Origin of the sequence: Streptomyces sp. IBSNAI002 (genome assembly GCF_052244475.1) — a bacterium.
Lineage (GTDB): Bacteria > Actinomycetota > Actinomycetes > Streptomycetales > Streptomycetaceae > Streptomyces.
The window spans coordinates 67,538-90,585 of the sequence record NZ_JBQPXG010000003.1; the positions used below are offsets into that span (position 1 = coordinate 67,538).

Here is a 23,048-nt window from a genome sequence, read left to right on the forward strand (position 1 = left end):
CGACGGGTCGTCGCGGAGTACGAGACGGCCTACCCGCACCTGGCCGTGGCAGCCTCGCACGCGTTGGAGGAACAGGGGCGTCTCGAAGGCCGGCTGGCCGATCTGGACGAGGCAGCCCGTGCGGGCGGTGGACCGCAGGATGCCTATCGCGGAACCCGGCCCGCCTGGCCTGTCGAGGAGGCGCTGCCCGCCGTCGTCCTGGACGAGATCACCGAGAGCCTGAACGAGCTGGCTGCCGGTCTACGCCACGCCCAGCAAGCTGTCACTCGCTCCGCTGATCCGGTGGCCCATCTGGAGGAGAAGCACCATGGCGACCGGTGAGGGAATCACGGCATCAGCAGCTGGGCGCTCGCGCGAGCCGATGGCTGCCCAGCGGGCACGTCTGGCCGCCTCTTCGGCAGCCCGGGGGCTGATGTGGGCGGTCCTGACCGTCAGTCTGCTCGGGACCGTGGTGACCGCTCCGTACCTTCCGAGCCTGTGGGGCCGGTCGGTGGTGCTGCTCAGCGTTTTCGGCGGCCTAGTGTCCGGACTGGTCACTGTCTATCGCCTGTTCATCGCCTTCATGGCAGCGCTCGGTCTGCTCCAGTTCGCAGCGTCCGCGAGTGCGCGTGCCCACTCGGAGTCACGCTCCGGGAAGACCGCCTCACAGGAAGGAGCGTGATCTCCGTCATAGCTCCGTCGAGCCCGGAGCTGGGATCGGGTGCCCTGGTGAACTGCCGTGCCGACACTGCGGGCGGGGCCCGAAAGCACTGGCCTGAACCAACGTTGATCGATCCGCCACACGGAGCCCCGAGCCCCGGCCGATCGCTCGCGGGACAGAAGGCCAGGTCAGCATCACACCCGGCCAGATCAGACATACAGCACATAGGGTCAAGATCATCACAAGAATAGATCTTGACGACCCGGATAGGCCGTGCAAGATTCGTATAAGTTACCGATCAGATTCAGTCACTGAACGACCAGTATTTCCACGTGGGGACGTGGGAACGGGGGAGGGGGACGTGTGTATTTCCAACGTCTGACGCCCGTACGACTCCCCGCCGCAGTCGCCCGCGAAGGCTCGACGGCTGCGCAGAACCTCGTACCCGCTGCCCGAATTCCCGCCGGGCCCGCTAACATCCCGCCCACCGGCACCACCTTGGCCGGGAAGGGGCGCGGAGGCCGCCTCGAAGTCACAGGCGAGACGGAGCGCGGTGGGCAGTCGGGGAGTAGCAGGCTTCAGCGCCGCCGCCCTGCGTCAGCTGCGAACGGGCGCGCGGCTGTCCCAGGACGAGCTGGCCACGCGGGCCCGCGGCCACGGGGCGAAGGTGGCCGGCCCTCACATCTGCCTGTACGAACAGGACAAGCGCAAACCCCAGCTGACCACCGTGCTGGCGTTGGCTGCCGTGTTGTGCGTGCCGCTGTCCACACTCATACCGGACAGTGCCCCGGTCGATCTGGCACGGCTGAGGATGCTGGCCGGCCTGAGCCAGCGCGAGCTGGCCAGGCGTCTCGGCGTTGCCCAGGCCCGCTGGTCCAGGATCGAGCGCGGCAAGTCGTCACTCGACGACTCCATGCTCTCGCCGGCCGCCAGGTTGCTGAAAATCCCCGTGGGGCAGTTGCGCCGCGCACTGGACGGTGCACGCAGCGGATTCACTCCGACCTCGCGCGGCTAAATCCGAGTGACGATCACGGCTGTCTCGTTTTAGGCTCTCGGTCCCCCTGGCCTTAGCCCGCGCACTCTGTCCGTCGCGACCTCAGCAACCTCTTTCACCTCGCGCTTTCCTGATGACTTTTTACGTAGGGGATATGCCAGTGGCACTCTCAAGCAAGGCTGAAATACGCCGTGTCAGCCTGATTCTGACGTCCGCGTCCGCCGCGGTCGCACTGCTGGCCGGGTGCAGCGGGGGGAAGGCCGAGGAGAAGCCCACCACGCCATCCTCGGCGCCCGCTTCCGCATCCGCCGATCCGCAGGCAGCCGCCAAGGCGGAGGTGGCCACCGCCTACCGCGGCTACTGGGACGCCCAGATCAAGGCCTTCGAGAAGGTCGACGTCCGCGACACCGGCCTGGAGAACTACGCCTTCGAGCAGGCCTACGCCAAGGTGCTCGCCGACGTGGCGAACATGAAGATCAAGGGCAGTGCCATGCGAGGCGCGCCCGAGATCAAGGCCGAGGTCACGGCCGTGAGCCTGGAGGAGACCCCGAAGAAGGCAACCATCACTGACTGCGTGGATGTCTCGAAGTGGACTCTGGTCGATGCCAAGACGGGCAACGCACTGGAGCTTCCCAAAGAGCGCCTGACCCGCTTCATCGTCAACGCCACTGCCCGGACCGTCGACGGCAAGTGGAAGATCATCGAGCTCCAGAAGCAGGACCGCACATGCTGAAGGCTCGCGTGGCGGCCTGCCTTGCGGTACTGGCGGCGCTCTTCAGCCTCCTCACCGTCGCCTCGCCGGCCATCGCGGATGGCAAACCGGACGTGGGTCACTGCGACAACGACTTCGTGTGCGGCGGTGTCACTGTGCCCGGAAAGCCCCCCACCGGTGGTGGCGGTGGCAGCGGCGGGGGCGGCGGCGGTCAGGGCCCCGGAACGACGTGTGCCACCGGGGCCACGCACAACGGCATCTTCCCGTGCGAGATCCCCGGTATCGGGCGGTTCGACGACGCGACCTGCTATATCGGCCTCGCCATTCCCCAGCCGCCCAAGTCCGACCCCGTCTGGCACGGAGAGACGACCGGCGCGATCTATTACCACGCGTGTATGGCTCAGACCCACGGGCTGCCCACCGGTCAGAACGGCGGCTTCATGGCATGGCATGCCACGGACCCCCTCGGTACCGGCCCGTCGGCAGCGCAGCTCGCCCAGCAGGCCTTCGCCCGGATGCGCCTGGACGGGGCGCAGATCGGCTCGGCGCCGCCTGCCGGCTCCGAGGGCCTTGTCGGCATTCCCGTGTGGTTGTGGACCGCGCAGTCGCCGCAGACCTGGGGTCCGCAGTCGATGACGGTCTCCGCTGGCGGCCTGTCTGTCACGGTGACGGCCAAGGTGAAGGGCATCGGCTGGTCCATGGGCGACGGCACCACCGTGACCTGTACCAAGCCCGGCACGCCGTACGAGAAGAGTTACGGCAAGACGGACTCTCCGGACTGCGGGCACCGATACACGAAGGTCGGCAGCTTCACGGTCACGGCCACCAGCACGTGGACGGTGGACTGGACTGCCACCAACGGCGAGACCGGCACGCTCCCGGACACCACCCGCACCTCCACGACCACGGCTCGCATCGGCGAGCTGCAGGTCGTCAACTAGCCCGAGGAACGAAGCACGACCATGGCAACGACGATCACATCCAGGAAGTCCAAGGGCTCCGAGCAGCAGAGCGTTCCGGCAGGTCCGCTGCCGATCACTCAGGAAGCGCCGCGGCGGCGGCGACGCCCCGTGGTGGTGGGTGCCGGGCTGGCGCTGGCGGCCGTGGGCGCGCTCGTGGCGGTCTGGCAGGTCAACGAGGCCGGCAACCGGGTTGCTGTCATCGCGGTCGCCCACGGCATCAAGGCCGGTGAGGTGGTGAAGGCCAGTGACCTCGTGGCCGCGGAGGTCGCTCCCGACCCGGCCCTCGACCCGGTGCCGGTGGCCCGGAGCAAGGAGATCGTGGGCAAGACCGCGGCCTCCGACTTGCCCAAGGGCACGCTGGTCACCGGAGCGTCGGTCAGCGAGGGCGCCAACGTGGCGAAGGGCCGCGACACCGTCGGGCTCCTGGCCAAGCCCGGCCAACTCCCGGCTCAGCCGCTGCGGACGGGCGATGCCGTCATGGTCGTCAACACCCCGCAGGACAACGCCGACCCGACGAAGAGCGGCCAGAAGCCGGCCACGCCGGACAGCCTCAGTGCCGTCGTCGTCGGCGTGTCCGCTCCCGACGCGAACGGGGCGCAGGTCGTCGACGTGGCCGTCGCCCCCACGGACAGCGCCCCGCTGGCCACCTGGGCCGCTCGCGGCAGCGTCGCCATCGTGCTGAAGGCGAGGAACTGATGGCCGTCATCGCGCTCGTATCGGGAAAGTCGTCAGGGGTCACGTGCTCGGCGCTCGCCCTGGCCTTGGCCTCTCCCAGGCCGTCCCTGCTCGTCGAGGCGGACCCCGCCGGCGGGACGGTCCGGGCAGGGTACCTCGGCGGCGAGGGCAGCGCGGCCGTCGGCATGCACCGGCTGGCCGCCGCCGACCGGCAGGGCACGCTGCCCAGGGAGTTCGCCAAGCACTTCGTGAGCCTGGACCGGGACCTCACCGGCAACCGGATGCTGCTCCCCGGCCTGACCGATCCCTCACAGGCTCCTTCGCTCACGCGGACCTGGGACCAGATCGCCACGCTCCTGGACGTCATGGACCAGAGCGGCTACGACGTGATCATCGACGCCGGACGGCTCGTCCCGGAGTCCGAGACCCGCCTGAGCACGACCGCTTACCCGACGCCGCTGCTACGCCGCGCCGACGCTGTCCTGCTCGTCGTACGTACCACGCAGGCGTCGATCACCTCCGCCGCGCCTGCCGTGCGGATCCTGCGCGAGGAGCTCTCCCACAACGGCACCGGGGCCGATGCCCTTGGCCTCCTCCTGATCGAGGAGGGCTCCTTCTCCTCCAGCAACGTGCAGCAGGAACTGCAGACTCCGGTCATCGGCATGCTCGCCTGGGACCCCGACACCGCCGACGTCTTCACCCACGGCAACTTCAAGCGGACGCCGAAAGCCTTGCTGCGCTCGGCCCGGACCGCGCACGGCCCCATCAACGAACTCGTCACCCGGCGCAGGATCCAGCTGCGGCCGGCTGCCATGCCCGCGGTGGCAGGGAGGGCCTCATGACCGACACGCGTCCCGAATCCGCAGCGATTTCCGATCTTGAGCACCGGTTCACCCAGGCGCTGAACCAGACGCCCGCTCCGGCGCCGAAGCTCACCGCCGTGCCCGGTCACGCCGCCATGGCCGCGAGCATTCCCGTGCCCGCCGCGTCGCCGCTGGACGGATCCACGCCCGGCACGCTGCCCGTTGGGCACGAGGTGATCACCGAACTCCGGGGCCGGGCCAGTGTCCGGATCGGCGAGGCCGCCGCAGCCGAGCCTGGGATGACCGACCAGGACCGCCGCCAGCGCGGCCGGTCGATCATCAACGAGGTCGTCTCCCAGTGGGCGACGAAGTACGCCGCCACGGCCACCCCGCTGACTTCCGCCCAGGAGGCCCAGCTCAAGAAGGCCGTGTTCGACGAGCTGTTCAGGGCAGGCCGGCTCCAGCCGCTGCTGGACGACCCGAACGTCGAGAACATCATCATCAACGGAAGCCAGGTACGCGTCGACTACGCGGACCGACCCACCCGGAAGTGGGATCCCGTCGCGGCCAGCGACAAGGACCTCATCGCGCTGATCAACCACATCAGCCGCATGCAGGGGCAGGGCGAGAGGGCCCTCACCCCGGCCACGCCGAACCTGAACATGAGGATGGCCGACGGGTCCCGTCTGGCGGCCTCCGCCTGGGTCACTCCCAGCCCGCAGGTCGTCATCCGACGCCACCGCACGCGCGGACAGGGCCTGGACGACCTCGTGCGCTGGGGCACCATCGACACCACCCTCGCCCACTTTCTGCGCGCCGCCGTCAAGGCCCGTCAGAACATCGTCGTCGTCGGATCCCAGGGCGTTGGAAAAACGTCACTGCTCCGTGCAATGGCCCGCGAGATCCCCCGCAACGAACGAGTCGGCACGCTCGAGAGCGAGTACGAGCTCTACCTCCACGAAGACCCCGAGGGCCCGGAAGTCGTCGCCTACGAAGGACGCGAGTCAAACGGCGAACGAGGTCCGGACGGCAAGCTCCAGGGCGAACTGACGCTGTCCGACCTGTTCCCGCAGCTGCTGCGCATGAGCCTGCGGCGGGTCCTGGTCGGCGAGGTCCGCTCCAAGGAAGTCGTGCCCATGCTGCACGCCATGAACGAGGGCGAGGGCGGGAGCATGGCGACCCTCCACGCCCGCAGCCCGCAGCTGTCCATCGAGCGCCTGGCCACCCTCTGCCTGGAGGCCGGCATCGGCATGACCGAGGCCCTGGCCTACCGGCTCATCGCCCAGGCGATCAACCTGGTCGTCTACGTGCGCCTGGTCGACGAGACCGAACTCGTCGGCCCGGACGGCAAGACAGGACGAAAGCATCGCTTCGTCAGCCACGTCATGGAGATCACCGGCATCGGCGAGGGCGGCCGCCCGAGCCACCAGATGGTCTTCGCGCCCCGCGAGCAGGACGGCCACCGCGAAGCACGCGCCGTCCCGCACGGCAACATCTCCCAGGGCCGCCTCGAAGACATGGTCCGCGCCGGGCTGGACCGCAGCGTCCTGCACAACCGGTGGGGATCCTGGGGCGCGCCGCTGAACACGGTGATGCCGCTATGACGCTCACCCTCGGTGCCCTGCTCGCCGGCCTCGCCGGCCTCGCCGCGGTCGGCGGTCTCGCGCTGGCCGCCGCGGGCGGCGTCGGCTGGGCTCCCTCCACGACCGTGCGGCGCCGCAGCCGCACCGAACAGCGGATCCGCGCCTTCCTCGGCAAGGACCCGCGATCGAAGACCGCCTGGTGGGCGCAGGGCAGCTCGCGCCTGGGCGCGGCCGTCCTCGTCGGCATGAGCGTGTGGCTGTTCACGGGCTGGCCGATGGGCGGCCTGCTCACCGTCGCCGTCATCGTCGGCCTGCCCTGGCTGCTCAACACGAGCGGCTCCGGCAAGGGCCAGATCGCCAAGCTCGAAGGGGTCGAGGAGTGGGTGCGGCGCATGTCCGACATCCACACCGTCGGCGTCAGCCTGGAGGCCTCGGTCCAGCGGAGCCTGGAGACGGTCCCGAAGGCCATCAAGGAGGACGTGACCCTGCTGGTATCGCGCCTGACGGCCGGCTGGCTCCCCCAGGACGCCTACCGGGCGTTCGCCGATGACCTCAACGACGCCACCGTCGACGAAGTCGTCGCGCTGCTGATCCTGCACGTCGAGGACCGCGGCGCCGGTCTGAGCCGCGCCATGCGGGAACTCGCCGAAGCGCTGAGCCACGAGGTGCTGATGCGCCGCGAGGTAGAGGCCGACCGGCAGAAGCCGCGCACCAACGACCGCTGGGTGACGATCTTCTGCCTGCTCATCTTCGGGATGACGATGCTCTCCGGCGGATACGTCGAGCCGTACAACACGGTGACGGGCCAGGTCGTCCTGGTCGGCGTCGGTGTCGGCTTCGTCCTGGTGAAGATCTGGATGCGGAAGATGGCCGTCATCGAGCCCGCCCCCAGGTTCCTCTCCTCCGCCGACCGCTCCGGCGCCGGCCTCAGTCTGGAGGAGTCCTCGTGATCCTCTCCCCGTACGCCGTCGTCGGCGGTGCCATCGCGGGTCTCGGCCTGGTGATCGCCGCCCGCGGCGTCATGCCCGGCCGGCCCGATCTCAAGGACGTGCTGGCGCGTATGGACGCCAGCCGCCTGGAGAACCTCGAGCGTCACCGGCACACGGGCACCCCCGACTCGCTGATGGAGAAGGCCGGCGCCGCCCTGCTGCGCATGGCCGGCGAGGGGACGCTGCGCGTTCCCCGTCAGCAGCTGGAACTCGTGGGCCGGTCCCCTGCCGCCCACCTGGGCCGCAAGATCGGGCTCGCGCTGTACGGGCTGCTTCTGCCCGTCCTGGCCGTGAGCCTGGCTACCGTCGCCGGCTTCCCGATCCCCTTCGCCATCCCGGCAATCGCCGGCCTCGCTCTGGCCGTGGTGTTCTGGCTGCTCCCGGACCTGCAGCTCAAGCAGCAGGCCACCGAGGCGCGCGAGGACTTCCGCCACGCCATCAAGGCCTACCTCCGCCTGGTCCAGCTGGAGCGAGCGGCGGACGCGGCGCCCACCCAGGCCCTGAAGAAGGCGGCGGAGGTGGGCGACGGCTGGGTGTTCGCGAAGATCCGCGACACCATCACCCGGGCCGAGCTCGAGGGCATCAGCCCCTGGGAGGGCCTCAAGCGGCTCTCCGTCGAGCTCGACGTCCCCGAGCTCGGCGCTCCCGCCGACATCATCGCCATCGCCGGTGAGGAGGGCGCGGCCGTCGGGGACACCCTCGGCGCCCAGGCGCGCTCCCTGTCCGGAGCACTCGTCACCGCGGCAAAAGCGCAGGCCAACACGGCCAGCGAAAAGATGGTCATGCCCGTGGCGATGCTCGTCCTGATCATGACCGTCTACATCGGCTATCCCGCGCTCTCGCGGATCATGGCCAGCTAACTCCCAGAACAGACAAGGAACTTCGCCATGCAGAAAGACTCGACCTTCGACTTCCTCAAGGTCTACTTCGGGGCCCGCCTGGAGAAGCTGCGTCAGGTCCGCGACGACCGCGGAGCGATCTCCATCGAGACGATGATGATCGTCGCCGGTCTCGTCGTCGTCGCGGCCATAGCCGCCGGTGTCATCCTCACCAAGGTCAACGAGAAGGCGAAAGAGATCAAGTGACCTGGCCCCGCAGGGCTGTCCGACGTTGGTCCCGCACGCTCGCCGACCGCGGCGCGCGGGACCGCGGCGCGATGAGCCTTGAAATGCTCATCGTCTTCCCCGCCGTGCTGCTGATCATCCTGCTCGTCGTGCACGTCGGGCTGTGGTGGCATGCCCGCAACGTCGCGCTTTCGGCGGCGCAGCTGGGTGTGGAGTCCTCGCGGGTCCGCGGAGCATCGATCGGCGCCGGCACCGCGGAGGCCCGGGACTTCCTGTCCAGGGCGGGCGGCAGCATCTCCGACACTGCCGTGAGCGGCAGTAAGGGGGCGACGGTACGGATCCGGGTAACCGGCTACGTCGACACCATGGTTCCCGGCCTCCGCCTCAAGATCGACCAGCACGCGGATGCCGCCGCCGAGCGCATCACGGAGGCGCGATGAAGACCCTCGTGCACCGGCTGCGGCACACACAGTGCGATCGCGGGGCGCTGTCGCTTGAGGCGATGGTGCTCTTCCCCGTACTGATCATGGTGCTGCTGCTCGTGGTGGCCACCGGCCGCGTGACCTCATCCCACAACGCGGTCGACTCGGCCGCGCGCAACGCGGCCCGTGCCGCGTCCCTGGAACGCAACGGCGGGTCGGCGAGCAGCGCCGGCCAGGAGACGGCGCGCGAGGTCCTGGCCCAGCAGGGCCTGCAGTGCACGAGCACGTCGGTGTCCATCAGCACGGGCGGGTTCTCCGCGCGGATCGGTGAACCCGCCTCCACCACCGCCACGGTGACCTGTGTCGTAAATCTGTCCGATATCGCACTGCCTGGGCTGCCTGGATCCAAAACCATGTCCAGTTCGTTCACCTCGCCGATCGACTCGTACCGCCAGCGCGGCTGACCAGGAAGAACGCATGAATCCCGCCCTCGCCCACCGCGTACGCCGTGCCCTGTCGAGTGACCGCGGCTCGATGAGCCTGTTCGTCCTCGTCACCATCGTGGCCCTGCTCGCCGTCGCCGCACTCGTAGTCGACGGCGGCGGCAAACTGCGTGCCCGCACGCATGCCGAGGGCGTGGCCCACGAGGCGGCCAGGGCCGGCGGGCAGGCCGTCGACGCCGGAAAGGTCATCTCCGGCGGCGGTGTGAGCGTGGACCGCAACGCCGCGGTCGCCGCCGCGCGCTCCTACCTGAGCAACGCAGGCGTCACCGGATCGGTCAGCGTCAGCGAAGACGGGGGCTCCCTGGAGGTCACCGTCAACGAGCACTACCAGCCCGTCTTCCTCGGAAGCGGCGACTGGTCCGTCACCGGCCAAGGCCGCGCGAGCCTGGTCTACCGGGGGTAGCAGCAATGAACAACCGAAGCACCACCGCCACGATCCTGCGCGCGCTCCTCGCGCTGGTCGCCCTCGCCGTGCTCCTGGCCGGCGTGCCGTACGCGCTGCTCACCGTCGGAGTCCTGCCCGACCACCTGCCAAGCCTGGACGAAGTCGGCACGGCCCTGACCAGCCCAGACAGCGGGGCCCTGTTCCTCGGGGCGATCACGCTGATCGGCTGGTACGGGTATGGCACGTTCGTCATCTCCGTAGTCCTGGAGACCGGCGCGGCCCTTCGGCACCGCAGCGCGCCACGCATCAGGCTCCTCGGCGGCTCCCAGCAACTCGCCGGCGCGCTCGTCGGCGGCATCCTGATTCTCCTGCCGACCGGGACCGCGTTCGCCTCGCCTGCGAGCGCCGCACCGGTGGCCGCGGTCGCCTCGGCCGTCCCGCAAGCCTCCACGGCCCCGCAGACGTCGACCACGTCGACCACGGCGACCAGCAGCGCCTACGACGGGCCGGTACACCGCGTCGTGGCGGGCGACACCCTGTGGGACATCGCCGAGCAGCAGCTCGGCGGCGGGATCGAGTGGCACCGCATCATCGACGTCAACAAGGACGTCCCCCAGGCCGACGGCACGCTGATCACCGCGGACACCACGGATCTGCAGCCCGGCTGGGTTCTGCGGCTGCCCTCCGACGCCGCGCCGGCGGACCAGGCGGCGACCGGGCTGAAGGCCCAGACCGCAGGCAGCACTTCAGTACAGGCCGACACCCACACCGTGCGGGCGGGCGAGACGCTGTCGTCCATCGCCAAGGACGTCCTCGGCGACGCCGACGAGTACCCGGAGATCGCTGAGATGAACCTGGGCGACGAGCAGGCGGACGGCCGGACCTTCACCGACCCCGACGACATCCACCCGGGATGGGAGCTGAAGGTACCCGCCGCCGGCGCGCACGGGGCGGAATCTCCCAGCGCTGAATCGGCGGCGCCGGAGACGGCCGTTCCCGCTCCCGAGAACGCGACGCCTCCGGCCCAGGTGCCCACCCGCGGACCCGACCAGGCCGCACCCGCGCCGGCCACGTCGGCGCCGCAGCAGCCGAGCGCGGCGCAGACCCCTGCGGCCCCCACGGCCCAGGCACCCACGCCGGCCGAGCAGGCGCCGACTGTCGCCCCCGCCGAGCAGGCTCCTGCCTCCGACGGCCAAGACCAGGACATGCTGCGCACGGTCGCTGCGGCCGGCAGCATCACGGCCGCCGGGGTCCTCGCCGTCATCGCCGGGCGCCGCGCACTCCAGCAGCGCCGCCGCCGCCCGCGCCGCCGCATCCCCATTCCCGCCGGCCAGGCCGCCCAGTTCGAAAGCGATCTGCGGGCCGCCTCCGACCTGTCGGGGATCCAGCTCGTGGACCGGGCCCTGCGCACCCTCGCGGCGAACTGCGCCAAGACCGGCCGACCGCTCCCCCAGCTCGAGGCCATCCGGATCACCACCCGCGGACTGGAGGTGCACCTGGCGGCGCCGACGCCCCAGATCGCGCCCTTCAGCGAGATGGACGAGAACCCGGACCTCTGGTGGTGCCCGACGCGCCCCACCCGCCTCCTGGATGACGACAAGGCCCGGGACATCACGCCCCCCTACCCGGCGCTCGTCAGCCTCGGAGAGACCGGCGAAGGCGAACCGGTCCTGGTCAACCTGGAGTCCATCGGGGCGCTGCACCTGAGCGGCACCGACGCGGATGTCCGCGCCGTCATGCTCGGCATGGCCGTCGAGCTGGCCTCCTCCGGGCTGTCGGACGACACCACGGTGGTCCTCGCGGGCCTCGGCGCCGAACTCGCTGGCGTCTTCCCCGTCCGGGTCGAGCACCAGGAGGACCTGGCGCGGGCCCTTCCCGAACTGCGCGCTCACGACGCGCTGCAGCGGGGTGCGCTGGACGCCGGGGAGTTCGGCGGTCTCGACGACGCCCGCCTGGCCGACGGCGGAGGCGACACCTGGGTTCCCAAGATCCTTATCTCGCCGCTGGAACCCTCGGTTGAGGAAGCCGACGATCTGACCGACTTGTTCGCCTCCCGCCCCAGGACCGCCAGCGCCCTGGTCACCGGAGCCGGCACCCGGCTGGCGGTCTCCGGAGCGTGGACTCTCCCAGCGGTACCCGGCAGCGCAGTACAACTTCCGGGCCTGGACCTCGCGGTCACGTTGCAACGCCTGGAGGCAGCGGCGTACCTCCCGCTGATCGAACTGCTGGCCACGGCCGACCGCACCGACGACGTCCCCGCTCCGGCCTGGACACACGCTCCCGACGGCACGCCCGCGCCGAACGGGCCCAGCGCACTTGCCCCGAGGGGAGACTCGGCTCTCGCCCAGGACGAGGAAGAAGGCGACACCTCGGAGGAAGGCTCGCTCGCCGACGCCGGCGAGGAGCAGCCCGCCGAGTCGCCAGCGGCTCCGTTGATGCAGGTCTCGCTCAGTCCGGTCACTTCCTCGCTCGCCACCGCGGTACCCAGCTTCAGCGCCCTGGCCCCGTCCGTCACCGGCGCGGTGACAGGTCACGCGGAAGATCCCGCCGAGGAAGAGGCCGAGATTGCGCCGAGCGTGCGGCCGGTGTCCAAGGAGCTCTTCGACGAGGCCCTCCAGGATGTCCTCGACGAACAGGAGGACGTGCCCCCTGCGGAGCAGACCGTGGACGCCGACGATCAGGACGAGCCGGCCGATCTGGACGGCACAGCTGCCGAACAGTCCGATGAGGAGGACTCCGGCCTGTCCCCCGCCGCGCTGGGCCGGCCGGTGTCCGCGGAACCCGCTTCCGAGGCTGCGGCTCCGATGCGTCCGGTTGCGCGGGTCACCGCGGTCACTTCCAGTGTCCTGGCCGCGCTGAACACCACGCCGGAGCCGCCGTCCGCCCCGCAGATCCGCGTCCTCGGCCCCGTCGACGTGATCAGCACGCTCGGCAAGGTCGAGAGCAACCGACGCAACGGCCTCACCGAGATCGCCGCGTGGCTGGCCCTGCACCCGGGCAAGTCACGCCACGAGCTCGACGAGGCCATCTGGCCCGGCCAGCGTGTGCGCGCCGACGACCGCAACACCAACGTCTCCAAGCTGCGGGCCTGGCTCGGCCGCGACCCCCTGCTGGCGGTCGACGACCCGCACAGCGCCTACCTGCCGCCGATCGTCGGAGGCGTGTACAGCCTCAACGACGACGTCAGCACCGACTGGCAGCGGTTCCAGGAGTACTACCAGGAAGGAATGCACGGGACCGGCACGGACGCGGACACGGCACTGGCCAACGCCCTGGCGTTGGTGCGTGGCCGCCCCTTCAGTGACATCAACCAGTCCAAGTACTGCTGGGCCGAGTACGACATCCAGGAGATGATCTCCGCGACCGTGGACGTCGCGCATGAGCTCGCCACCCGGCGTCTGGCCGCGCGCGACTACCGTGCCGCGCTCGCGGCCGCCTCCCGAGGTTTGATCTGCGACCAGATGAGCGAGTTGCTCTACCGCGACCTGTTCACCATCTACAGCGAGACCGGCGACCGGCAGGGGCTGGACCGCACAGCCCATCAGCTGTCACGCATCGCTATCGAAAGTGGGTGCGATTCTGCGCCCGAGACGGTTTCCTTGATCAACGCGCTGATGGACGCGAACCGCATCGCGTCCGCCTGATCTGGGATCGCCCTCCCGCGAGGCTGAGCACACGGCTTCCGGGAGGGCATCCGCCCAACCGCGTGCTCCCTGGACGCCGTTGGGTCCCTCGGCGGTCTTCGCGGGCAACCGAAAATCGCGGTGATCACTTCGTCATGTCCCCTACCCTGCCGGACACCACCAGTCCCTCACGACGTGGAGTCCCCCGTGACGAGCAACCCCGCGGTACGCCCGGAGATCATCGACTTCTACACCCGGTCCGACGAGGCCGCGCGGCTGCACGCCACCGCCACTGGCACCCTGGAACTGGTACGCACCCGGGAGTTACTCCGCCGCCACCTCCCGCCGGCGCCAGCTCGCGTACTTGACGTGGGGGGCGGCCCCGGAACCCACGCCCGTTGGCTCGCCGAGGACGGCTACACCGTGCACGTCGTGGACCCCGTGCCCAAGCACGTCAGCCAGGCCGCCGCCCTCGACGGCGTGACGGCCGAGCTCGGCGACGCACGCCACCTCACCGCGGCAGCCGGCACGTACGACGTCGTGCTGCTCCTCGGCCCTCTCTACCATCTTCACAACAAGGCCGACCGGCTGTCCGCGCTGACCGAGGCCGCCCGTGTGGCCCGGCCCGCCGGTCTCATCGCCGCCGCCGCGATCTCCCGCTACTCCCCCCTCCTGGACTACATCGCCACCACTGGCATCACTGAGCCCGCCATCCAGGATGGAGTGCGCGACACCCTCGACCAGGGCCGTTACGCCGGACAGCGCGGCTTCACCGTCGCCTACTTCCAGACCTCAACGGAGCTCCGCGCCGAGGTCACCGAGGCCGGACTCTGCGACCCCACCCTCTACGGCATCGAAGGACCGGGCTGGGTCGCGGTCAAGGCCATCGAGAAGTACACCGACACCAACCTCCTGGGCACGGCGATGTATGACGCCGCGCTCGCCGCGGCGCGTCTCGCGGAACCGCACCCTGCGCTCACCGACGCCTCTGCCCACGTTCTTGCCATCGCCCGGACCTGACCGGTCTAGGGTGTCGCGTCATGAAGATTCTGATCGTGGGCGGGTCCGGATTCTTGGGCGCCGAGCTGGTTCGGCAAGCAGTAGCTGCCGGGCACACGACGGCAGCGACCTACGCGACCAGGCCGGGGAGCACCCGGGCGGTCGCGTGGCACGCCCTCGACCTGCGGGATCCCGGAAGTGTGGAATCGGTCGTGGCCGAGGTCAGCCCTCGTGTCGTCGTCAACGCGTCCAGCGGCAAGGCGGACTGGAAGGTCACGGCCGAGGGACCCGTCCGCCTGGCCATGGCTGCGGCGAAGTCCGGGAGTCGTCTGGTCCATGTCTCCAGCGACGCCGTGTTCTCCGGCGTCACTTCCCCCGTCCCCTACGACGAGTCTTGCCTGCCCGATCCCATCACCCCGTACGGGGCAGCGAAGGCCGCGGCTGAGACCGGGGTTCTCCTCGTGCATCCGGACGCCGTGGCGGCCCGTACCTCGTTGATCATCGGAGACGGGCAGTCCGAGCACGAACGCGCTGTCCACGAACTTGCCACCGGAACCCGCGCCGGCGTCCTGTTCACGGACGACATCCGTTGCCCAGTCCATGTGAGCGATTTAGCCGCAGCTCTCCTGGAACTCGCGTCGGGAGATGCGACCGGCATCCACCACCTCGGCGGAAGCCAGGCCCTGAGCCGTCATGAACTCGGCACCCTCATCGCCAGGCGCGATGGACTCGATGAATCCCGACTGCCCACAGGCCTACGGGCCGACAGCACCCTTCCCGGGGCGGTCGACGTCCGCCTCGACAGCAGCGCGACCCAGCGCAAGCTGAACACCACGCTGCGCGGCGGCCACCAGTTCCTCACCCCAGCGGCCTAAACGTCGGCGTGCGCCGGCCCGCTTTTGCCAATGGGGCAGTTGATCCACTGCGCGGTGAGGCACCATCACAAGCCGCGGGCCAGAACGCGAGTTCTAGCGTCGTTCCGTCGCACGGCCCCGGGGCGCGTGGCCGTGGGAGCCTCCTGCGAGAGTGGGCACCATGACGACCACCGGGCAGCCGCCGTACTTCTGGTGCGGCGAGGGCCCTTACTTCAACCCGCCGCCGCAGCGGGTCATCTGCTGCCAGGAGCACGGCGAGGGCCTGGACGTCGGGAACGTCACGGCCGCAGTTGCAATCCACGAAGCCGGGCATGCGGTCGCGGCGTTCCTGCTCGGCGTGCACATCCCGGCCATCACGCTGGAGTCGACCGAGATCACCAGGGACTGCGGCCCTGTGACCCGTGTCGAGGGCTCCAACGAGCGGGTCATGTTCGACGCCACGAAGAAGACGGTGCTGACCGTGCTCGCGGCTGGCGTGAGCGCACACATGTGGTCGCTGCGCGAGACCGGAATGGTGACCGCCGAGAGGGCGTTCTTCGCGGAGCGCGGCGGGACCGCCGACTGGGAGTTCGCGCAGCAGCTAGTCCGCAACGGCACCGGCGACGAGCTGGACCCGTGGGACTACTGGCGGCACTGGGCAGTCGCGGACGAGCTGCTGGCACCGCACTGGCTGAAGGTCAGGCAAGTCGCAGCCCAAGTGGTGCAGGGAACCGTGTCGGGCGACGACGCGGCGGCGCTGTGTGGACTGGTCAACCCGGTTCCCGTCGGAACGTAGCGGGGCACCGATGAAACTCTCCTGCGTCACCGACGAAACCCGCTCTGGCCGCAACTGGATGCGCGGCGGCAAGCCACGCGAGACCATAACGGCATATCTCGGACCTGGGGGTTTGATGGCCAAGAAGTGGATCCGTTTCACGGGTCGCATCTACTACGAGGTGCCCGTCGGTGACGGGGGGTGGGAGATGCGGCACGCTGCCTGCCCGGCATGCAGCATGGATCTGGGCCTCACCCTGGACGGGGAGCCGGGCGAGAACCCAGATGTGATCTGTCCTTGCGGAGTCAGGTTCCTCTATCCGAACCGCTGGGTGACCTGGTGGGAGGAGAACCTCGCTACCGATACGTTCGAACCGCACTCTGAGGTGAGGCGCGACGGACCATGAGCTCACTCTCATCAGCGGCAATCTCTGCAAAATGGTGGGAAACGATCGCCGCCAACGTGGAAAAGACCGCCGGATGCGAACGCATGGCTCCTGGTCACAGGGTTTCGTCGGTGCGCCGTAGCCGACGCCGTCGCCAGTCTGACCGCCCCTGACAGGCTCGGCAGCTGGCGGCCAGGGACGCGGAGGGCAGTTCGTCCCAGGCCGCTCGGGTCTTGCTGTCCGACCTTGTTGGTACGGTGTATTCGCGTACCTCCCTGTGCGTACCCGGCGCGGACCCACCTCCGGCCGAAGGTGAACCGTGCTGCCGCCCGGGAGGTGAGATCCGGTTCCGCGCCGACGATCCGCAGCCCCTTGGTGCTTGTCGTGGTGGGACGCTCAGTAGCCCAGGGTCAGGAGCCCGCTATGGCACATCCGCACAAGAAGAAGCCGCTCAGCAGCAACCGCCAGCAGATCACCAAGGCGCTCCGTGACGCCACCGGTCTCACCTACCAACAGGCTCTGCGCCGTGTCGAGGATGCCGCTGCGCGGGGGGTGCTGCCTGCCGTCCTCAACAAGGAGGGCCGGGAGGAAGCCGTGCGCCTGCTGAGCAGCACCGAGCTGGCCACCGTGTCCGACCGGCCTTCCGGTTCCCGGGTCCGGGAGTTGTCGTCCAGCGCTTCCGATCTGGCGTCGCTCTTTCAGCGGGGAGGCTCCGAGAAGACCATGGTCAGGTCCGACCCGCCCACCGCCGCGGACTTCGCCGCTGCCGCAGGGGTCCACTACTCGAGTGTTCTGATCTTCGACTTGGATACCCAGCCTTCGCTGTCCGGGCCTTGGCCCGCACCCGCGCTGGATCCCTTCGCGTACGAGCCGGTCGTCGTCGACGTGCCGCCGCTGGGGATGTACGACCCGTCTCTGGGCCTGACCGCCGCCCAGCAGGACGAGGTTCTGCGCCAGCTGCGGCCGCCCGCCGAAAGCTGACGAGGCAGCCGGGCCGGCCCGTACCTGGCCTCGGTCAGGTGCTGGCCGGTGTCAGCCCTGCGGCGGTGACCTGCTGCATCTGCTCGGGGGTGAGCCGGTCCAGGCGCTTGCGCAGGTTGTTGATGAACTGGCCCACCTTCACCTCCTCGCCCACGACCATGACCGTGTCGCGCTGGCGGATGGGTGCGTCCTCGCCGTGCTGGGCTCGGAAGGCGGCGACGGCGGCCAGGCCGTGGTCGAGCTGGCGCTGCTGGCGCAGTTCCCGGCCGGTCGGCGCCGGCTGGATCGGGGTGATGCCGATCTCCGTCAGCAGGCGGACCTGGTCGGGGTGGAGCTGGTCGAAGGCGATGCTCTGCTGGTAGATCCACTCGCCGAGAGGCTCGTTTTCGTCGGTGACGAAGTCGCGCGGGACGTCATCGAGGTTGATGCTCGCCTCGCTGTAGCGGCGGGCGGTGATGTACTCGCGCTGCCAGGTGACCGGCCAGTCCGGGTTCCACCATTCGTCCAGCTCGGCCAGCTGTGTCTCCACGGCATCAGGTTCCTGGCCCTTGGCGGCGCGCTGCCGCGCGTTACGCCGGCAGTTGACCAGCCAGCGGCCGAACGTGTAGTCGCCGACGACCGCGTCCGCGGGTACGGCGAGGTGGCCGTGTTCTTGCACGTAGAGGCGTGCGTGGGTCAGGCCCCGCTCGGCAGCCTGCTTGCGCAGGTCCCAGATCATGCCGATCGCGTTGAGTTCCTTGATCCGTTTCGGGCGCAGGCGGTGGGCGGCGTACATCTGCCGGGCGTAGTTGATCCACCGGCCGAGCGCGAGGCCGTTCTCGTCGTCGAAGAGCTGGGGGACGTCGAGGTGGCCGCGGGTAGCGAAGTACTGCTCGGCGGCGGCCAGTCCGCGCTGCCAGGCGGCGTCTCGCGGGTGGAGGACCCGTAGGCGGAGCGCCAGCGCGAGGGTGTCGTCGGGGAAGGTGCGGTCCATCAGGAGCCGTTGGTCCTGCTCCGGCTCGCGCTGGTCGGTCTCGTCGTCGTATTCGGTGCGGGTCTGCGGCACGGCCAGGCGGTCGGCGAGCCGGTCGTCGTGCGCCTTCAGCGCCTGGAGGACCTTCCACAACGGCCTGTAGACGGGCGAGTCCAGAAGGTCGTTCGCGTCCTGGTGGGGGGCGACGAACAGTGGGACCAGGATGGTCGCCTTCTTCCCGGCGCCAGGGTGCTGCCGCAGCGCCCGGCCGATGGCCTGCACGGTGTCGACGACGCTGTCCTTGGTGTCGGCGAAGACGACGCAGTCGATCGAAGGAATGTTCACCCCCTCGCCCAGGAGGCGTGCGTTGGCGATCACGGTCCGTTCGACCGGCGTACTTCCGTCATCGGGCCGGCCGTCGAAGGTGTTCAGCAGGGAGCGGCGAAGATCGCTGGACTGGGTACCGTCGATCCCACGAGCCCACAGCTGCTCCGGGTCTGGGAAGACGGCCCCGGGGGCGGCGAGCGAGGCCAGGTGCCGGGCGGTGGCCTGGAAGGTGTCGGCGAAGTCGTGGGCGTCGGCCACGCGGTGGTGGAAGGTGACGACACGACGCAGGTCGAGCTGTTTCATGGCGCGTAGCACGGCGACCTGGAGGGCTGCTGCCCGGAGTTCGGCCTCGGCGGCCTTGTCGGGCAGGCCCAGGCGTGTGCGCAGTTCGGCTTCGTGGACTTCCAGTACGACGACGCGGTAGTCGGCCAGGAGCTGCATGTCGATGGCCTCGGCCAGCGGGAGGCGGAAGGAGGTGTCGCCGTAGAGCTGGGTGTCGGCCATCGACGCGACGAGAGAGGGGTCCTCCGCGTCGCCAGCCGACCAGATCCGGGGAGTGGCGGTGTAGTAGGCGCGGCGGCCGGCGGGGATGAGTTCGTCGTCATGGACGGCCGCCCATTCCTTCCCGATGAACCCGCTCGTGCGGTGGGCTTCGTCGACGCTGATCAGAGCCCAGGGGCCGAGTTTGTGGTCCCGGTGGGCTTTATGGATCTTGTTGAGGGACTGGTAGAGGGCGAAGACCGTGCCGTCGGGGTTGTCGTTGATCCAGGCGGCCAGGTAGCCGGGGCGGGTACTGGCGGGGACGTGTTCGCCGGGGACGATCGGGCGGCGGTGGCACATGGCCATGACGGGGCCGGTGTGTCCGGCCTCCCGCCATTCGGCGATGGTCTGGGCGAGGAGTTCGAGGGTGGGCAGCAGCACGAGCTGGTGGCCGTGGCGTACGACCTGCTGGGCGACGCGGGCCGCGATGACTGTCTTGCCGGTGCCACAGGCGGAGACGACGGTGGTGCGGGTGCCGTGGCGCAGTGCCGTCGTCGCGCAGTGCACGGCGCGTGCCTGGTGCGAGCGCAGGCGCATGCGGCGCGGTGTGGCGGCGGTGGCGGTCACGGCGGGGTCGTCCTTTCGGAAGGAGGGTGGGCGGGTGCGGAGGTCAGTACTGGATGGTGAGGTAGTCGAGGTCGTCGAGGGTGACGGCCAGTCCGGGGGCGCGGGTGCCGCCGTCGGTGAAGTACACCTCGGCCAGGCCGTCGGCGAGGATCTGTCCGAGCTCGTCCTCGCTCGCGCCGGCCTGCCGGGCGTTGAACAGTGCCTGGGCGTACTCGGGGGGCAGGGTGCGGGTGATCCGGCGCTGACGGGGGTCGTTGGTCGTTCCGGGGGCCGCGGTGAACCCGAACTGGCCGCGCAGGGCGACCCGGATGCCGGTGATCGTGGCCGCCTTCTTCGCCCGGTCGGCACGGACCTTGGGCTGCCACAGCTGGCGGGTCAGGTCCTCGATCTTCCCCGCCATGTCCGCCTTGGGCTTCTTCACCTGGTCGTCCCGGTAGCGCTCGACGGTGCGCTGGTGGCAGCCGAGCTTCTCGGCGAGGAGGCGGGCGGCCTCGGCGGGGTTGTCGGTCTTCTCCTTGGACAGCAGGAACCGGACCCGGGCGCCGATGGACTTGGGCATGGGCTTGGAGACGGCGTTGGTGAACGCCGCGTCGAGCGAGTCCTCGATCTTCCCCATGGTGCGTGTCACTCTCCGTCGTCGATGGCGGAGTTGCCGCCGCCGATGTAGTTGGCGATGTTGATGCCCTGCTCGAGCTGCGACAGGGCCCAGGCCATGGTTTCGGTGCCCTGGTGCTTGACCGAGCCGGGGCTCACGCCGAGAGCGAAGGCTCCCTTGGCGGGCTTGCCGTCGGCCGTGTGCGGCAGGATGTCGAGCGGCGAGGGCCCGGGGGAGGCGTAGGTGACGCAGTCGGTCAGGATCGCCAGCGGGTAGAGGCCGGTGAGCTCGGCCGTCTTCATCAGCTTGCGGTGCATGTTGACGCGGGCCCGGGAGAGCACGGCGGCGCGGATGTCGGGGCGCCACAGTGCCCTCTTCAGCGCCGGCCAGGGCTCCCCGTCGATGTACGAGTCGCCCTGCGGCCGTTCCTGGAGCTTGCCGATGCCCGACTTGGCCGTCGCCTTGATCGCCGCCAGCAGCGCGACGGCGCCGGGATCGCCCTGCTTGTGCCGGGCCATCTCCTTCAGGAACGCGCGCTCGTCGAGTTCTTCGCCCTTGGCGGGGATGTGCACGCCGAGGTCCGCCATCGTGGCCAGGTACGCGTCGCGTAGCCGCGCGTACCAGGGGGTGAGGTACAGGCCGTTGTCCGGCCGGAGCCAGGCCTTCGTCGGCTGGATGCTCGCGCCGAGCTCCACGGCGTAGGAGAGCGTCGGGGTCGCGTACCAGGCCGGGCCGGTCGGCCGTTGCCCGCTGGGCGTGAACGGGTTGGGCATGCGGGGGTCGATCTCGATGTGGGACAGGTCGACCCACCACGAGCCGGGGATGTCGGTGCGCTTGTCGAAGCGCGGGTGCTCGACAAACTCGGCGGGCCCGAGGCCGACGCGCGTGTTGTTGGCTGCGGCCAGGAACGCGGTGATCAGGTCCAGACCCACCACCATGGGCTGGGCGCGTTCCTCAGGGGTGATCAGCTCGTAGGGGCGCACCCACTGGCAGGCCTCCTCGTTGAGGGCCTCCGACTGGGGCCGGCCGTCGGGGAAGAGCTCGTGGATCAAGGGGTGTTCGTCCAGTGCCTCCGGCGGAGCGGGATCGACCGGGCCCTGCAGCGAGCCGGCGACGGGCGCGGAGCGCCAGGTGCCGGTCTCCCCGTCCTTCTCCGCGCGGGTCTTGGGGCGTACCGACGCCATCAGCTCGTGGCTGTTGACGCCCGTGGTCCCGCGGGGGGTGATGACGCGCTCGGCGTACAGGCCGAGCCGCCGGGCGATCTCGGGGGCGGGCTGGTCCACAGTGTCGCCCCACACCCGCTTCTCCAGCGCGTCCCAGGGCAGGACGGCGAGCTGGACCGAGCGGCGCCCGTGCTGGACCCGCTGGAAAACGCGCGGCCACGGTCCGAAGCCGCGGTAGGGCAGCTCCCAGCCGGCCTTGATGATCTGCTTGACCACCTTGTGCTTGGCGTCGAGTCGCAGGTCGGCGCGGTCTTCGAGGGCCGGAGGCAGCCCGAGGTATTCGGCCGCGCCGGCGGTCAGGACGACCAGGGGGTCGCCGTCGAATCCGTGGTGGTGGAGCTTCGCACTGCCGAGGTGGGTCTTGTCGAGCGTCCACGTGGCCAGTGCCGGGATGGACCTGGCCGGGCAGTCCAGGACGCGTCCGTCGACCAGGTGTGCGACCAGGTGTCCGTCGGCGGCCTCCAGGACCGCCAGCGGACCGTCGGAGAAGGCCGCGGCGGCGGGGCGCGGCCGGGCCCGGCGGACCGTGGCCGGTACCGGCTGATCCGCGGCGCTGGCAGGAGGCCCTGCGAGCACAGGGGCGGGCGGCGCGGGGGCGGTGACGGGTTGCGCCGCGTCCGGCTCGGCAGAGGCCGGCGCGGTCGGGGAGGCCGGGGGGAGGGCGGACGCCAGAGTGGTGGCCCAGCACGGCGGAGCGACCGCGGCAGAGGCGGCGGTGTAGAGGTGGCGGGGCTCACCGCCCACCAGGATACTGGTGGGCCGTCCGCAGCGCACGCAGTTGCGCATACTTCCGTCCGGAAGGTCCCGGACGGCGTCGGGATCGTCGAACGGGACCGGCCCGATGGGGACGGTAGGGGCGGGGTCCGACTCGGGGACCTCCATCTCCACTACGTCGTCCGGGAGTTCCATCGCAAGCTGCTGGGCCGCGGGAGGCGCGGTCGGCTGCGGGGCGTGCGTGGCCGGCGTGGAGGGTTCCGCGTCCGCTCCGGTGTCCGGCAGCGTCTCGGCTGGGGCCTCGTTCACCGTGGTGGCGGATCCGGTGTCATCGAGCTGACGGCGCATGCGGTCCAGCAGGCGGGCGTACGCCTGCCCCTTGGCCCCCCGAGGAGTAGAGCCGCCGGGCTTCTCCCATGCCCAGATCGTCTCCCGCTTGACCCCGAGGTAGTCGGCGAGCTGCCGCTTACTCCAGCCCCAGGCCTCTCGCAGACGTTCACGCTCCGCCGGCGACGGCATAGGCGGGACGGGTCCCAGGCTCAGCGCCAGAGTGAGCGCGTCCCCCTCGGTGCTGCCCAGATCAGCCATGCCACCCTCCTCCTGAAACAGACACAATTCTAACTCAATCCCAACATCCGAGAAGCCTCTTACGATGCTGCGGAAGTATCGGATGCCGGACGGCGCCGAAGACTTCGGTACGGCAGTGAAGATTTCAGTAGGTTCTTCAGTAGCTCGTCCAACGGTCCAGTCGAGGGAGAAGTCGCGATGTCTGCGGAACAGC

The 23,048-nt window shown here is 70.0% G+C and carries 23 protein-coding genes; 20 read left to right on the top strand and 3 right to left on the bottom strand.

Annotated elements, in window-relative coordinates:
• The first annotated feature begins 45 nt into the window (after positions 1-45).
• The 20 genes from ACTVZO_RS40135 (at position 46) to ACTVZO_RS40230 (ending at position 17,349) form a co-directional block, all read left to right on the top strand.
• Complete coding sequence (locus tag ACTVZO_RS40135; RefSeq protein ID WP_443303516.1) at positions 46-321, top strand: hypothetical protein; 276 nt, start codon at positions 46-48, stop codon at positions 319-321.
• On the top strand, positions 308-661 hold the full coding sequence (locus ACTVZO_RS40140) for a hypothetical protein (RefSeq protein ID WP_443303517.1): 354 nt from the start codon (positions 308-310) through the stop codon (positions 659-661). Before ACTVZO_RS40135 ends, ACTVZO_RS40140 begins: the two co-directional genes overlap by 14 nt.
• A gap of 532 nt (positions 662-1,193) precedes the next feature.
• Entirely contained in the window at positions 1,194-1,655 is a 462-nt protein-coding gene (locus ACTVZO_RS40145; protein WP_443303518.1) for a helix-turn-helix domain-containing protein, read from the top strand.
• Positions 1,656-1,794: 139 nt separating this feature from the next.
• Positions 1,795-2,367 carry a hypothetical protein gene (locus tag ACTVZO_RS40150; protein WP_443303519.1) on the top strand — a complete coding sequence of 191 codons (573 nt, stop codon included), beginning with the start codon at positions 1,795-1,797 and terminating at the stop codon, positions 2,365-2,367.
• Positions 2,361-3,287 (top strand): ATP-binding protein, encoded by a 927-nt coding sequence (locus ACTVZO_RS40155; protein WP_443303520.1) that lies wholly within the window; start codon positions 2,361-2,363, stop codon positions 3,285-3,287. The genes ACTVZO_RS40150 and ACTVZO_RS40155 overlap by 7 nt, the downstream gene beginning before the upstream one ends.
• 21 nt (positions 3,288-3,308) lie before the next feature.
• Positions 3,309-4,004: an SAF domain-containing protein gene (locus tag ACTVZO_RS40160; protein WP_443303521.1), complete on the top strand. Its 696-nt coding sequence runs from the start codon at positions 3,309-3,311 to the stop codon at positions 4,002-4,004.
• Complete coding sequence (locus ACTVZO_RS40165; protein ID WP_422517584.1) at positions 4,004-4,825, top strand: hypothetical protein; 822 nt, start codon at positions 4,004-4,006, stop codon at positions 4,823-4,825. Before ACTVZO_RS40160 ends, ACTVZO_RS40165 begins: the two co-directional genes overlap by 1 nt.
• Entirely contained in the window at positions 4,822-6,390 is a 1,569-nt protein-coding gene (locus ACTVZO_RS40170) for a CpaF family protein (protein WP_443303522.1), read from the top strand. Before ACTVZO_RS40165 ends, ACTVZO_RS40170 begins: the two co-directional genes overlap by 4 nt.
• Complete coding sequence (locus ACTVZO_RS40175) at positions 6,387-7,319, top strand: type II secretion system F family protein (RefSeq protein WP_443303523.1); 933 nt, start codon at positions 6,387-6,389, stop codon at positions 7,317-7,319. Before ACTVZO_RS40170 ends, ACTVZO_RS40175 begins: the two co-directional genes overlap by 4 nt.
• Entirely contained in the window at positions 7,316-8,218 is a 903-nt protein-coding gene (locus ACTVZO_RS40180) for a type II secretion system F family protein (RefSeq protein ID WP_422517581.1), read from the top strand. The genes ACTVZO_RS40175 and ACTVZO_RS40180 overlap by 4 nt, the downstream gene beginning before the upstream one ends.
• 27 nt (positions 8,219-8,245) lie before the next feature.
• On the top strand, positions 8,246-8,443 hold the full coding sequence (locus ACTVZO_RS40185; protein ID WP_422517580.1) for a hypothetical protein: 198 nt from the start codon (positions 8,246-8,248) through the stop codon (positions 8,441-8,443).
• A gap of 71 nt (positions 8,444-8,514) precedes the next feature.
• Positions 8,515-8,862, top strand: coding sequence for a TadE family protein (locus tag ACTVZO_RS40190; protein WP_443303524.1), 348 nt, complete (start codon positions 8,515-8,517; stop codon positions 8,860-8,862).
• Entirely contained in the window at positions 8,859-9,308 is a 450-nt protein-coding gene (locus ACTVZO_RS40195; protein WP_443303525.1) for a TadE/TadG family type IV pilus assembly protein, read from the top strand. The genes ACTVZO_RS40190 and ACTVZO_RS40195 overlap by 4 nt, the downstream gene beginning before the upstream one ends.
• A gap of 13 nt (positions 9,309-9,321) precedes the next feature.
• Positions 9,322-9,750: a pilus assembly protein TadG-related protein gene (locus ACTVZO_RS40200; protein ID WP_422517577.1), complete on the top strand. Its 429-nt coding sequence runs from the start codon at positions 9,322-9,324 to the stop codon at positions 9,748-9,750.
• A gap of 5 nt (positions 9,751-9,755) precedes the next feature.
• A complete protein-coding gene (locus ACTVZO_RS40205) occupies positions 9,756-13,376 on the top strand; it encodes a LysM peptidoglycan-binding domain-containing protein (protein WP_443303526.1) in 3,621 nt (1,206 codons plus the stop codon).
• 186 nt (positions 13,377-13,562) lie between these two features.
• Positions 13,563-14,375 carry a class I SAM-dependent methyltransferase gene (locus ACTVZO_RS40210; RefSeq protein WP_443303527.1) on the top strand — a complete coding sequence of 271 codons (813 nt, stop codon included), beginning with the start codon at positions 13,563-13,565 and terminating at the stop codon, positions 14,373-14,375.
• Between the two features lie 20 nt (positions 14,376-14,395).
• Complete coding sequence (locus ACTVZO_RS40215; protein ID WP_443303528.1) at positions 14,396-15,229, top strand: SDR family oxidoreductase; 834 nt, start codon at positions 14,396-14,398, stop codon at positions 15,227-15,229.
• Between the two features lie 160 nt (positions 15,230-15,389).
• Positions 15,390-16,004 (top strand): hypothetical protein, encoded by a 615-nt coding sequence (locus ACTVZO_RS40220; RefSeq protein ID WP_443303529.1) that lies wholly within the window; start codon positions 15,390-15,392, stop codon positions 16,002-16,004.
• A 10-nt stretch (positions 16,005-16,014) separates the two neighbouring features.
• Positions 16,015-16,389, top strand: coding sequence for a hypothetical protein (locus ACTVZO_RS40225; protein ID WP_443303530.1), 375 nt, complete (start codon positions 16,015-16,017; stop codon positions 16,387-16,389).
• A gap of 402 nt (positions 16,390-16,791) precedes the next feature.
• Positions 16,792-17,349: a hypothetical protein gene (locus ACTVZO_RS40230; protein WP_443303531.1), complete on the top strand. Its 558-nt coding sequence runs from the start codon at positions 16,792-16,794 to the stop codon at positions 17,347-17,349.
• A gap of 34 nt (positions 17,350-17,383) precedes the next feature.
• Here the strand turns inward: ACTVZO_RS40230 and ACTVZO_RS40235 are convergent, their stop codons facing one another.
• From ACTVZO_RS40235 to tap, 3 genes are read right to left on the bottom strand one after another with little or no spacing between them, the layout of a single operon-like run.
• Complete coding sequence (locus tag ACTVZO_RS40235; protein WP_443303532.1) at positions 17,384-19,735, bottom strand: Helicase associated domain protein; 2,352 nt, start codon at positions 19,733-19,735, stop codon at positions 17,384-17,386.
• 43 nt (positions 19,736-19,778) lie between these two features.
• Positions 19,779-20,351 carry a telomere-protecting terminal protein Tpg gene (gene tpg / locus ACTVZO_RS40240; RefSeq protein WP_443303534.1) on the bottom strand — a complete coding sequence of 191 codons (573 nt, stop codon included), beginning with the start codon at positions 20,349-20,351 and terminating at the stop codon, positions 19,779-19,781.
• Between the two features lie 8 nt (positions 20,352-20,359).
• Positions 20,360-22,855 (bottom strand): telomere-associated protein Tap, encoded by a 2,496-nt coding sequence (gene tap, locus ACTVZO_RS40245; RefSeq protein ID WP_443303535.1) that lies wholly within the window; start codon positions 22,853-22,855, stop codon positions 20,360-20,362.
• Positions 22,856-23,048: the final 193 nt, after the last annotated feature.